This is a genomic window from Calothrix sp. NIES-2100, assembly GCF_963875285.1.
GTDB lineage: Bacteria > Cyanobacteriota > Cyanobacteriia > Cyanobacteriales > Nostocaceae > Aulosira.
In genome coordinates this window covers 6,917,022-6,929,265 of sequence record NZ_CAWNLA010000001.1, presented here as the reverse complement: position 1 = coordinate 6,929,265, position 12,244 = coordinate 6,917,022, and the positions used below count along the sequence as shown (strand labels likewise).

General features: G+C 39.6%; 11 protein-coding genes. 6 read left to right on the top strand and 5 right to left on the bottom strand.

What is annotated here, in order from left to right:
* Positions 1-115 precede the first annotated feature (115 nt).
* Complete coding sequence (locus AACU32_RS28200) at positions 116-562, top strand: acyl-CoA thioesterase (protein ID WP_096604514.1); 447 nt, start codon at positions 116-118, stop codon at positions 560-562.
* Between the two features lie 246 nt (positions 563-808).
* Here the strand turns inward: AACU32_RS28200 and AACU32_RS28195 are convergent, their stop codons facing one another.
* The 3 genes from AACU32_RS28195 to menA form a co-directional block, all read right to left on the bottom strand.
* Entirely contained in the window at positions 809-2,212 is a 1,404-nt protein-coding gene (locus AACU32_RS28195) for a 2-succinylbenzoate--CoA ligase (protein WP_096604512.1), read from the bottom strand.
* The gene (locus tag AACU32_RS28190) at positions 2,197-3,180 is read right to left on the bottom strand and encodes an o-succinylbenzoate synthase (protein WP_096604510.1); all 984 of its coding nucleotides are present in this window, start codon (positions 3,178-3,180) and stop codon (positions 2,197-2,199) included. The genes AACU32_RS28195 and AACU32_RS28190 overlap by 16 nt, the downstream gene beginning before the upstream one ends.
* A gap of 147 nt (positions 3,181-3,327) precedes the next feature.
* Positions 3,328-4,224 carry a 2-carboxy-1,4-naphthoquinone phytyltransferase gene (menA, locus tag AACU32_RS28185; RefSeq protein ID WP_096604508.1) on the bottom strand — a complete coding sequence of 299 codons (897 nt, stop codon included), beginning with the start codon at positions 4,222-4,224 and terminating at the stop codon, positions 3,328-3,330.
* A gap of 287 nt (positions 4,225-4,511) precedes the next feature.
* On the opposite strand from menA, the gene AACU32_RS28180 reads away from it, so the two are divergent.
* The gene (locus AACU32_RS28180; protein WP_096604506.1) at positions 4,512-5,927 is read left to right on the top strand and encodes an isochorismate synthase; all 1,416 of its coding nucleotides are present in this window, start codon (positions 4,512-4,514) and stop codon (positions 5,925-5,927) included.
* 239 nt (positions 5,928-6,166) lie between these two features.
* Here the strand turns inward: AACU32_RS28180 and AACU32_RS28175 are convergent, their stop codons facing one another.
* Complete coding sequence (locus AACU32_RS28175) at positions 6,167-6,436, bottom strand: hypothetical protein (RefSeq protein WP_339378335.1); 270 nt, start codon at positions 6,434-6,436, stop codon at positions 6,167-6,169.
* A 221-nt stretch (positions 6,437-6,657) separates the two neighbouring features.
* On the opposite strand from AACU32_RS28175, the gene AACU32_RS28170 reads away from it, so the two are divergent.
* Positions 6,658-8,190: an ATP-binding protein gene (locus tag AACU32_RS28170; RefSeq protein ID WP_096604502.1), complete on the top strand. Its 1,533-nt coding sequence runs from the start codon at positions 6,658-6,660 to the stop codon at positions 8,188-8,190.
* Between the two features lie 130 nt (positions 8,191-8,320).
* Positions 8,321-8,695: a response regulator gene (locus AACU32_RS28165; protein WP_096604500.1), complete on the top strand. Its 375-nt coding sequence runs from the start codon at positions 8,321-8,323 to the stop codon at positions 8,693-8,695.
* 275 nt (positions 8,696-8,970) lie between these two features.
* Here AACU32_RS28165 and AACU32_RS28160 read toward each other — a convergent pair whose 3' ends face one another.
* The gene (locus AACU32_RS28160; protein ID WP_096604498.1) at positions 8,971-9,291 is read right to left on the bottom strand and encodes a TMEM14 family protein; all 321 of its coding nucleotides are present in this window, start codon (positions 9,289-9,291) and stop codon (positions 8,971-8,973) included.
* An 87-nt stretch (positions 9,292-9,378) separates the two neighbouring features.
* On the opposite strand from AACU32_RS28160, the gene AACU32_RS28155 reads away from it, so the two are divergent.
* Positions 9,379-10,719, top strand: coding sequence for a DUF815 domain-containing protein (locus AACU32_RS28155; protein ID WP_096604496.1), 1,341 nt, complete (start codon positions 9,379-9,381; stop codon positions 10,717-10,719).
* Between the two features lie 152 nt (positions 10,720-10,871).
* On the top strand, positions 10,872-12,158 hold the full coding sequence (locus AACU32_RS28150) for a tellurite resistance TerB C-terminal domain-containing protein (RefSeq protein WP_096608216.1): 1,287 nt from the start codon (positions 10,872-10,874) through the stop codon (positions 12,156-12,158).
* The last annotated feature ends 86 nt before the right edge of the window (positions 12,159-12,244 follow it).

The following is a 12,244-nucleotide window of genomic DNA, read 5'->3' as shown; positions in this document are numbered from 1 at the left end:
CTAGTAGGAGAAAGGTTGGGGGTGAGGTCAATGTGTGTCTAACTCACGTTAAAATTAATCTTGAGAGCAGGCGATCGCTTGCTATTTTTTTGCTAGACTTTTTGAATCATTATATATGCCATTCACTTATAACCGTAGCGTTCGCTTTCAAGATACCGATGCTGCTGGAGTAGTGTATTTTGCAAATATTTTGGGGATTTGTCATGAAGCTTATGAAGAATCTCTAGAAGCAGCAGGTATTGATTTAAAAGCTTTTTTTAGCAATCCTTCGGTGGCTTTTCCCATTGTTCATGCCAATGTAGATTTTTTCCGTCCGATTTTTTGTGGCGATAAGTTGTTGATTAGTTTGATTCCACAAAAATTAGGTGAGGAGAAGTTTGAAATTGCTTACGAAATTTCTCTAGCTTATGTGATAGTTGCTAAGGCAATTACTCGCCATATTTGTATTGATGTGAGTAGTAGAATTAAGCAGGAATTGCCTAGTGAAATAGTCAATTGGTTGGAAAATAACCGCAGAGACACAGAGGAAGCAGAGAGAAGAAAGGCAAGGGAAATTATGTAATTAATTCGTAATTCGTAATTCGTAATTCGTAATTATGACAATTTGACAGAATTTATGAGGGTTTGCGAGGTTTTAGATCCCCGACTTTTTTAAGAAGTCGGGGGATCTCGTAGCATCATAAGTAAGTCGGTGGAAATAAACCCAACTATGTTAAGAAACGTAAATAGGTTTGAAATCCTTACCAATGACAAATGACCAAGGACAAATGACAGCCTCAGCCAGTTATCTTTAATTTCGCCGACCTACTTAAATATACTGGAGTGCTAATTTTTGTAACTGTTGGCGATTAATTTTACCTTGAGAATTACGCGGTAAATTAGATACAGGAATCCAATGTTTAGGAATTTTGAATTTGCTGAGTTTATCTTGGATTGCTGTTTTAATTTCTAATGCAGTATGGGCTGATTTGGGGATATAAATCGCTGTTAATGCTTGTCCCCAATGGGTATCTGGTATCCCAATTACGCAAATATCATTAACCATTTCGGTGGCTCTGATAGCTGATTCAATTTCGCCTGGGTAAATATTTTCACCGCCGCTAATTATTTTGTCACTATTCCGCCCGATAATATTTAAATAACCTTGTGTATCTAAAAAACCAACGTCATCTACTTGGAAATTCTGCTTGTTTTCCCAGATTTTTGGATAGTAACCAATGGCTAAAGATTTAGCTTTAATGGTAATATTACCTGTTTGATTTTTATCTAATATTTCGCCTTGTTGGTTAAGAATCTCTACTTGAGCATGAGGAAGAATTTGACCGGAATTAACTTTACCATTAAGAAAATCATCAGGTTTGAGGGTGGCAATTTGCGAGGCGGTTTCTGTCATCCCATAGGTGGGTGCTAATCGAATACTGTGAAATCTGGCTTTTTCTAAGAGTTCATCCCACGCAGGCGCACCGCCTAACAGTACTGTTTTAAATTGCGATATCCACTTAGTTAAGTTAGGGTTTTGCAGCAGACGCTGTAATTGCGTTGGTACTAAAGATATGAAAAACTCTGATATTTCAATATTATCTATTTGACTATTTTCTAATTCTTTAAATGGCAGAATAGCTAGTTTTCCACCAGTAGTAAAAGAACGCATAAACTGCATTAAACCGCTGACGTGATAAAGCGGTAATACACAAAAAGAGTTAATATAATTTAAATAAAAATATTCTTTAAATCCTTGTACAGAAGCTATTAGGGTATCCCAAGTATGGATGGCAAACTTAATTTTTCCTGATGATCCACCTGTGGGAATCATAATTAGTGGCGAGGGGGATGTGGTTCGACTACGCTCACCAACCAGGGATGTGGTTCGGCTACGCTCACCAACCAGGCATGAGGGGGTTGTGTATACTTTAATTTCTCCCCATATAATATCTGGCTGGACTAAATCAAAAACTTGTTGCCATTCTTGTGTTCCCCAATCAGGGTTACATAAAAATACTTGACAATTAGCTGTACAAGCTGCAATCAAGCCTGCTAAAAATCGCTCTGGTTGGCGTTGGGCTAAAAGAATTTTTGGTGTTGTGCCTGATGCACAAAAAGTGATGAGTTCTAAATAAAATTCTTCAGCTAGTTGCTGTAATTGCAGACTATTACAGCCAATTAGCCAATCGCTATTGCCTAAATTTTTCAGATCGTTTAAAGGGTTTCCCATAGACTTTCAAGCCATGTATCTTTTTCTTCTTCAAACCAGTGGTTAATTCCAAAACCAACTGCACGGTTATGCTGAGATAATTCTGCTGCTAGCTGGAGTGCGGCTTGTCTGCCGATCGCAGTTTCAAAGACGGATGAATAGACAGCATCAATGTTATAGTCTCGGCAAAACTGCCTTAACCGTGATGGTGAACCTGCGATCGCTGGCTTAATCACAAAAATCCCTCGCCAACCTTGTTGATAAGCGGCGCTAAGTTGTGCGAGTGTGGCGACAGATTCATCTAAGGCGATCGCTGTACTATAGCTGTTACTCAGTTGCAACATCTCTTCAAATTCCTTAACAGCTAGCGGTTGTTCGAGAAATTCCATCTTTTCAGGAAATTTATCACAATTCTCTAGCCATAACTTAGCTTCTTGATAACTCAGCCCACCATTCGCATCTAATCGCAGTTTTGTCGAGGCTGGTAAGCTGTTAATTAGTAAATCAAAAATTTTCAGTTCCTCGGCGATCGCATCAACGCCAATTTTCCATTTAAACGTGCGATATCCTTGCTCCCACAGATTTTGCCATGCATTTAACGCCGCTTCTTTGGCTGGTAGTAAGGCACTATAGCGCATGGGGCATGGGGCATTGGGCATTGGGCATTGGTTATTTCCCCTTGTCCCCTCACTCCCTAGTCCCTCAAGTGCTGATTCAAAACCGAATTGACAGGCGGGTAGATGATCGGGAATTGCAAAAATCGTCTCGTCTGCGATTTGGTTAGGTAGTTGGCGACAAAAATCCAAAGCTTGTTCGAGAGTTTCCGAACCAAACCAACTAATCGGCGCAATTTCACCCCATCCCACCCTACCTACTTCATCAATCATACGAATAATAATGCTTTCGCGGATATCCCAATTACCATGACTCGTAGTCAGCGATCGCAAAAATTTCCGCGCGATCAAACGAAATTCAAATCTGTAAGTCACTGTCAATAGTCAGTTGTCAGTTGTCATTTGTCATTTGTCATTTGTCCTTCTTTTCTCCCTTATCCCCCTCATCCAATGCCCAATGACGGCAGTTGCTTCAACGGGGGGAACCCCCGCACCGCACTGCCTCCCCAATGCCCCATGCCCTTAAACCACAAATCCCACACCCAACAGCAAACAACTCCAAAAATGTACGGCGACGGCGATAAATTTACAATTATTCACCTTGTCCGGTTGGTTGTGATTTTGCTGCACATGGCGACATAACTTCAAAGCGAAGGGTAAACTTACCCAACTCAACAACGTCCAGACGGGAAAAATTCCCCACAAAACCAAGATTAAGGTGAGAGGATAAATACTGGCGGTAACCCAATTAAGGAGTTGGGAGGCTTTATAAGTTCCCAGACGGACAATAGGCGATCGCTTCCCGGCGGCTATGTCATCGTCAACCTGATGAAAGTGGGAGCAAAACAAAATTAAACTAGTCACAATGCCAACTATGACTGAAGCTAGTAAACTTGTCATTGACCAAGCTTGGGTTTGACTGTAGTATGCTGCACCCACTGCCAAAGGCCCAAAGGCAAAAAAGCAGAGAATTTCCCCCAAACCCTGGTATCCTAAACGAAAGGGAGGTCCTTGGTACATATAGCCCAAACCACAGCAAAGCAGAATTAAGGCGATCACAGTTAGGTCTTGTTGCCAAGTTGCGATCGCTAGTATGCCCAGCAACCCCGAACCTAAGCAAAGATTTCCTAACCAAAATACTACTAACTTTTTTCCTGTTAAATTCACCAGTGAATGGTGTTTGTTTTTATCGATCCCAGTTTCGGAATCGAAGACATCATTACTGATATTTTCCCACGCCAAAATTAAAATTGCCGCCGCAATAAAAGTAGAAAATACTGCTCCATTAAAATTTTTGGTTTCTGCAAATGCTACCGCTGTTCCTACCCAAATAGGCATAATGGCAACACTATACATTGGCGGTTTAATCGCTGCCATCCATAATTTGCTTTTGGGATACAAAATCTGCTTTGTAGTCATCAGTCGTGATTAACTAAATTGCCATAACCTTACACATACTTTAGATTTTATAATTTAGCGAGACACCAAATGTTGGTGATTTCCAAAAAACTTTTGTTTTTTTTCAAAGCACATTCTCAAATTGCAGCATAAAACTGAGCATGGCTTGTCGTGGTCTTGCAACACCAAAAACAAGGCAAACCATACTCTGGTGAAATGGCGACTTAATATGTTACCTGTAGAAATACGACCATGTTTAATTGCACTTTAGGAAGATAACTTAAAAAAAATTTACTATTACTAGATCCATGACAGTTTCACCATGTCGCCACAACCTCTTTGTAGATCGCAAAGACCTCTACCAATTTCTGGAAGCAGTTCAGGAAAATTGCCTGAAAAATAATACCAGGCAAATCGTGAGTATCTCTCTAGAAATTGACTTGGTTGACCCTTTAGTGGTCTTAGACAAACTTGCTCAAGTTAATGAGATAAATTTCTATTTTGAAAATAAAGGTAAAGGAGAAGCGATCGCAGCGATTGAGCCTGTAGCTGAATTACATATTGATGGAATTGAGCGATTTAGTAAAGCCGAGTATTTTATCAAAAATTCTCTCAAAAATATAACTACTTTTGGGAACAATAACCGACCTTTTTCTGGTCCGCATTTTTTCTGTAAATTTAGCTTTTTTCATCAAAATTTCCAAGTAGATTATCCATTTCCTTCTGCGACAATTTTTCTACCACGTTGGCAAATAGCTGTAAAAAACCAATGCTGCATATTGGTAATGAATTCAGTGATGAATGCCAGCGTCAATATCTCTAAATTAATCCAAACTCTGTTTAATAAAATTGAAACGGTCAATTCTTTAAAATATTCCTCTCCAAAAATTGAACATTTCCCGGAAAATTTTCAAAAAACCTCTGTTACCAACGCTGCCCATTTCAAACGCTCTGTCTCATCTGCTTTAGACAAAATACATGCTAATCATTTAACCAAAGTTGTTTTAGCAGATGCCTTAGATGTGAAATCCAGCAATCATTTTAACTTATTTAAATCTTTAAATAATCTCCGGCAAATCCATCCTAATTGCTATATATTTTCTACAAGTAACGGTAAAGGACAAAACTTTATTGGAGCCAGTCCAGAACGCTTAATTAGTATTCATCAACAACAGTTGATTACTGATGCTTTAGCAGGTTCAGCACCCAGAGGTAAAACACCTGCTGAAGATGCTGCCAATGCCAATGGTTTAATAAATAGTGAAAAAGAAAAACACGAACATTCTCTAGTAATTGATTTTATTACTCAACGCCTCTCTCACATCGGCTTATTACCTCAGGTATTACCACCGCGTCTGCGACAATTAACTAACATTCAGCATTTATGGACACCGATTAGCGCCCTAGTCCCCCCTAACGTCCATCCGTTAAAGATTGTCGCCCAATTGCATCCTACACCAGCGGTAGCTGGCGCAGCGAGAGATATCGCTTGTGCAGAAATTCGCCGTTACGAAAACTTTGAGAGAGGTTTATATGCTGCGCCCTTGGGTTGGGTAGACTCTCACGGTAACTGCGAGTTTATTGTGGGAATTCGTTCAGCACTAATAGATGGCGATCGCGCTAGACTCTATGCAGGTGCTGGTATCGTTGCTGGTTCCGATCCTGAAAAAGAATTTGCAGAGGTACAACTGAAACTTCAGGCTTTATTAAAAGCTTTGGTGTAGTCATGCTTATAACCTCTCCAATAATAACAACTGCTCCTTTTCCCTCTCCTACCAGGAGAGGGCTAGCCAGAGGTAGGAGAGAAGAATGGAAGTGAGGTCTATTTGTGCTTCATTTACAGGAAGATGCTGTAAAATCTAAAATCTAAAATTCGCTCACCTGGGTACATCAATCCTGATATTTGACAAATTTTATCACCCTGGTTCTCGCTTTGTGGGAATTCCCACACAGGGAAGATTCTTTAGTTTATTAAAAGTCGCTGAATTTGGCAGCTTTTCAGCGTAAAAACCTCGCTAACAACCTTTTTATCCAACTTATTAGTTGATAATTTACAATCAAAATTTTCAACTTTAACCCTATCTTTTACATCCGCTGCATCAATCTGCTTGTCAAAGATTTGAGTTGTATCAGAATTAACTCTCAATTGGAAAGCAGACATAGTCCACACACAATACCCAATAACGCTGAAAGTAATGATAGTCGGCAGAAGTTGAGTTTTTGTGGGTAGCATCTGATTATCCTTCCTGCAAACTCCAGTTAATAGGCTGTTCTCTAAAAAAACTTTTTTAATTACTTTGTACAGTAAGGGACAATCGGGGAAAACTAGGGGAGATTCAGGAGAGCAGCTAGTCTCATGTGTAGGATAAATAGAATTTTCATGCCTTGGGAGTACAAACCCAGATAATTCTCCCTTACCATTCCCTTCTGTAAAATTTGTAATTGGCGATCGCAATGACTAACCAGCCAGCTAACTCTCCAAAAGCAGATATCTTGGTAATCGATGACACACCGGAAAACCTAAATCTCCTCTCCAGTATGCTGACTGCCCAGGGGTATAAAGTTCGCAGTGTAACCAAAGGCACAACGGGATTAAGAGGAGCCGCCGCAGCACCCCCAGACTTAATTTTGCTGGATGTCAATATGCCAGAAATGAACGGTTATGAAGTATGTCAACAACTCAAGACAAATGATCTCACCCGTGAAATCCCCGTAATTTTTATCAGTGCTTTGGGGGATGTGCTGGATAAAGTCAAAGCCTTTGCTGTTGGCGGAGTAGACTATATAACTAAACCGTTTCAGGTGGAAGAAGTATTAGCCAGAATTCACAATCACCTAACCATTCGCCAACTGCAAACCCAACTACAGCAACAAAACGCCCAACTACAGCAGGAAATCAAAGAACGCCAACACGCAGAAGAGAAATTTAGCAAAGCTTTTCGTTCTAGTCCGAATCCAATTGCGATCGCGACAATCGGTGAAGGACGTTTTCTCGATGTCAATCCCTGCTTTCTCAAGATGAGTGGTTATACTAGCGAGGAAGTCATTGGACACACAGCCAATGAACTGCATTTGGGAATAGAAGCCGAATCACTTACGCAAATGATCCAAATGCTGACTCAAACTGGCTCTTTATACAACCAGGAATTTGAATTCTGCACCAAATCAGCAGAAACAAAAATCATCTTGTTATCCATAGAATTGATTGACTTGGCGGGAATTGAGTGTGCTTTACTAATTGCCAACGACATCACCGAACGTAAACGCCTAGAAAACGAGTTTATTTCTTTAGTCAGTCATGAATTGCGTACTCCCCTCACCTCGATTATGGGCGCACTGGATATATTGGGTGCAGATCAACTAGGAACTCTCAGCACCCAAGGAAAAAAAGTTTTGAGTATTGCCAGTAATAACACAGAAAGACTCATCCGCTTAGTCAACGACATTCTCGATTTAGAACGGATGAAATCGGCAAAAGTTTTCATGAACAAAGTGAAGTTTAACGCCGCCGACTTAATGGTACAGGCAACAGAGGCCATGCAAGCAATGGCAGAAAAATCCCAAATTCAACTAATTGTCAATCCCCTCAATATAGAAATTAATGTTGATCCAGATCGCCTACTGCAAACTCTCACCAATTTACTGAGCAATGCGATTAAGTTTTCCGAACCAGGTGATACTATTTGGCTGAACGCAGAAGTTCAAAAAGATAATTTAATATACGTAAAAACTCTGAATAATAAATTTCCATCCCTTGTGTTTACCGTTCAAGATCAAGGGCGAGGAATTCCAGAAAGTCAATTACAAACAATCTTTGAGCGCTTTCAGCAGGTAGACGCATCCGACTCTCGTAAGAAAGGCGGAACAGGCTTAGGGTTGGCTATTTGCCGCAATATCGTACAGCAGCATGATGGCAAAATTTGGGTCGAAAGTATTCTAGGGGAAGGTAGTACATTTTACATTCAAATCCCCATAACAGTTTCATAAACTTATCCCCGTCTAACTTGCACCTTTTTTCGTGAAAGCTGTCAACAGTCAACAGTTAACGCCCTCCCCGACTTTTCCCCGATTCACTGCTAAAATCACCTGAATTGGCAGCAAATGGCAGGGTGTGAGCATGAGTAGAAAAATTTTGATTGTTGATGATGAAGAAGATGTGAGAGCGATCGCTACACTAGGGCTAGAAATGAGTGCAGGCTGGAATGTATTTACCGCCCAATCTGGTGCAGAAGCCTTAAACCAAGCTGCTATACATCAACCAGATGTGATTTTGCTGGATATGATGATGCCAGATATGGATGGACGCACAACCCTACAACAACTGAAGACTAATCCAGCGACGAGTAATATACCAGTCATTTTAGTGACTGCTAAAGTTCAGCAATCAGATAAAGAAAGTTTTGCTGATTTAAAGGTGGCTGCTGTTTTTGCCAAACCCTTCCGTCCCTTACGAATAGCCGAGGAAATTAGTAAAGTACTAGGTTGGAATTGACCCTAATTATTGCCAATCAGCGCTTTTATGTTAAGAATTTTGTATTACTTAAAATATTTGTCCTCGCCCTGAGATTTCCCCACCCTCATAATTTTCATCAGATGTAGAAAAAATAGTAAATCTTAGCGCGTTCTCACTTCAGGTTGCCGTTCGTGTAGCGTCTCCTACAGGAGAAAGCATCACCAAAAATTTACGCATCTTTACGGTAATATATATGTACTATATAATTACCTCATCTATTGTAGACTCACCCTGATTAAAATCACCAACATTCCCTAACCCCTAGCCACAATTTGATTCAACATCAGCACCAATGCCACCATACCCAAAATAGCCATTAATCCTGAAGGCATGAATTTGCGTGTTTTTGCCAGCCTGATGCCAAAGAAAACCACTAAAACAGCAGTCACCAAAGCAGCTAGCAACAAACCCCAAAATTGTGCTTTTAATTGCATAAAAGCCGCAAAAATTAGTAATAAGCCGCTAAGACTACCACTGAGCAGTGAAACTTTACTATTAGCTTGAACATAGCCCATAATGCCACCAATCAACGCCAAAATGCCATAGACAAAAGCGGCAATTATACCTAATTCCATTGTTAAAACCTATGTAGATTTTGACTTTGCAGCAAAGGTCGCCAGACAATTTACCATAGCTTTGGAAGCTCATCACTTAATTGATTGATGGATAATCAAGCGATGTCTACGGTCAGCACCTCATCCTATGCCAAAATCCAGTTCCTCCAGCGCCAAGCTGCATCACTCTTACTTTACCAATCTGTCCTCAAAAGCGAAGTGGGGATAGCATTTCTTGATTTGTTGCAAGCTATACGATACACTGATGCCGATGGCCGAGGTTGCCTCCAAGCCTACGGCAATTACTTTCACGCCTTAGCTGCGATCAATCAAAATTGGGAAGACTACCTAATTACTCAAATTCTCATGGCTGAGAATCCATTTACCAGGCTGGCTCAAAAAGAAGAATTTGAGAATATACCTCTGGCTTTAGTAGCAGCAGCTCAGCATGATTTACAAGTGTTGCAGAGTTTGTATGAATGTAGCAGCGCTTCCTTGAGTGAATGGGTTCAAACCGTAGCGCATCTGCCCATTTCACCAATTGTTTGGTATAGAGAGCAAGATAAAACAGAACCAGAGACACTCCTCAAATCTCAAGTCGTTAACTCTTTACAACATTCAGATAATTGGGCTGATACTGTAGAAGGCTTAGCTGCTTATTATCAACAATTTGGTACTGGGATATTTGCACAATACCACGCTTTGCGCTGGCAAAATGGTCAATTTTTTGGTATCCAACATCCCGATCCGATTAAACTGAGTTTCTTGGCTGGCTATGAAACCCAACGAGACAGTTTATTAAAAAATACAGAGTTTTTATTATCAGGGGAAATTGCCCTTCACGTATTACTTTATGGTAGTCGTGGTTCGGGAAAATCTTCCCTAGTCAAAGCTTTGTTGAATGAGTATAGTCACCGTAACCTCCGCTTAGTAGAAGTGACAAAATCCCAATTGCAAGACTTACCCAAAATTGTCGAACAATTGCGCGGAGTGCCACAGAAATTTATTATCTTTGTTGATGACCTTTCTTTTGAAGAAGATGACGATGCCTTTAAAGCACTCAAAGTAGTGTTAGAAGGGAATTTAACCGCACGACCTCAAAATGTAGTTGTCTATGCCACTTCTAATCGCCGGCACTTAATTCGCGAGTTTTATACAGACAGGCCTAATCCCAAGGACAAAGAAGAAATTCATGTATGGGATACGATGCAGGAGAAGCTATCTTTTAGCGATCGCTTTGGTTTAACCTTAACCTTTGAAGGAGCAGATCAGAAAACTTATTTAAAAATTGTCCAGCATTTAGCAACACAAGCAAGAATTAATCTCAGCCAGGAAGATTTGGAGTATCAAGCATTACAGTGGGCTACTCGCCATAATGGTCGCTCTGGACGCACAGCACGGCAGTTTGTTGATTTTGTCAAAGCTGATTTATCAGTATTTGGAGCATAAAATTATACGAATTATTGAGGATAAAAACACAATTTTATGTACAAATCTTTACATTACAAATTACAACCTCATACTTCCAAGAGGCACAGTGAGCATTAATGACCTTAAGAACTACTGATTTTAACAACTTAACTAGGCTAAAAGTAAGCAATATGCACTCAGCAATAGTAAGTAATAGATTGTTTCTAGGAATAGTTGCCTTTAGTGTAAGTTTTGGTCTTAGTCTTGTCCCTAACTGGGATTATACTAGAGCCTTTGTCACAGGCATAATTACTTTAATTGCTACCTATTCAGCTGCATTTTGTGTAGATAAACGGCGCAAAAATTATGAAATGCTTGTTTTAGGTTCGCTGCACAAACGAATTAAAGAACTTGAAGGATTAAAAGCTCGAATTGCCAGAGAAATTAATCAAATCGAAGAGCATCGCATCGGATTATATAACGATTTTCAACAAATACAAAATAAAGTTTCAGAATGCCGGAATCAAAGAGACAGTATCCATAGAGAACTCAGCACCTTTGCTGGTCAGAAAAAACAGTTAGAGAATGAAATTAACGCCCTAAAAACAGAAATTCATAACTTAGATAAAAATAAAGCTGAACTGAATACATCCTTTTCTGTCCTCACCTCAGAAAAACGCCGTCTCGAATTGAATTGTAATGTATCTCGCTCAGAAATTAATCAATTGCATAATCAAATTATTGAACTCCAGGAAGAAAAAGAAGAAATTGAAAATAATGTTACCTTATTAGGTAGACTGAAACCCCAAATAGAAGAAAAACTTTACGAACTGCAAATGCAAGTGCAAAATCTAGAACTTGAGATTACCCAGAAAAATCAATTACTGCTCAGTACGACAACTAATAGAGAAAATATAGAATCTAACTTAAATGATTTACAAACTAAAGTAATCGAACAGGAAGCCGAACTCAATCGCCTACAAGGACAAGTTTCATTATTACAAGAAGAACGCGACTTGTTACAAAGCCAAGTTTGGGAATTACTGCAACAAATAGAAACCCTCAATCCAGAGATTTCACCTGAGACAATAGATGAGGATCTACATGAAAATATTCATGAAGCATTTCCCTTTGAAGCATTAATTGAACCCATAGCAAAAATAGATATAGAAGCTGATACATCGGAAAATTTACCAGAAGAATGGAACCATTTTTTGCAGTTACTACCAGACTATGAAATTCAAGTATTAAAAGCCATATTAGAGCCAGAAAACTGCCGCGATGCTATTAAACAGATAGCTGAAGCAAATATTACTATGCCTAATCTCATAATTGATTCAATTAATGATAAAGCAGATGATACTTTAGGTGAATTAATCATTGATCCGAGAGTAGAAAATCCAGAAATTTATCACGAGCATATCAGTAACGTCAAGAAAATGCTCGCCATCTATCAACACTCTTTACCTCAGCCCTAAATAACTGCTCATTCTTTTCTCTGCGACCTCTGTGTTCTTCTGGTGCGTCCGCTGCGAGAAGGCGGTTGTAAAAACATTAATTGTAT

What these genes read in the sequence shown, in the direction of transcription:
- AACU32_RS28150 (WP_096608216.1), top strand. Translation starts at nt 10,872, where the DNA reads ATGCACTCAGCAATAGTAAGTAATAGATTGTTTCTAGGAATAGTTGCC.
- menA (WP_096604508.1), bottom strand. Translation starts at nt 4,224, where the DNA reads ATGACTACAAAGCAGATTTTGTATCCCAAAAGCAAATTATGGATGGCA.
- AACU32_RS28195 (WP_096604512.1), bottom strand. Translation starts at nt 2,212, where the DNA reads ATGGGAAACCCTTTAAACGATCTGAAAAATTTAGGCAATAGCGATTGG.
- AACU32_RS28155 (WP_096604496.1), top strand. Translation starts at nt 9,379, where the DNA reads ATGGATAATCAAGCGATGTCTACGGTCAGCACCTCATCCTATGCCAAA.
- AACU32_RS28160 (WP_096604498.1), bottom strand. Translation starts at nt 9,291, where the DNA reads ATGGAATTAGGTATAATTGCCGCTTTTGTCTATGGCATTTTGGCGTTG.
- AACU32_RS28170 (WP_096604502.1), top strand. Translation starts at nt 6,658, where the DNA reads ATGACTAACCAGCCAGCTAACTCTCCAAAAGCAGATATCTTGGTAATC.
- AACU32_RS28200 (WP_096604514.1), top strand. Translation starts at nt 116, where the DNA reads ATGCCATTCACTTATAACCGTAGCGTTCGCTTTCAAGATACCGATGCT.
- AACU32_RS28180 (WP_096604506.1), top strand. Translation starts at nt 4,512, where the DNA reads ATGACAGTTTCACCATGTCGCCACAACCTCTTTGTAGATCGCAAAGAC.
- AACU32_RS28165 (WP_096604500.1), top strand. Translation starts at nt 8,321, where the DNA reads ATGAGTAGAAAAATTTTGATTGTTGATGATGAAGAAGATGTGAGAGCG.
- AACU32_RS28175 (WP_339378335.1), bottom strand. Translation starts at nt 6,436, where the DNA reads ATGCTACCCACAAAAACTCAACTTCTGCCGACTATCATTACTTTCAGC.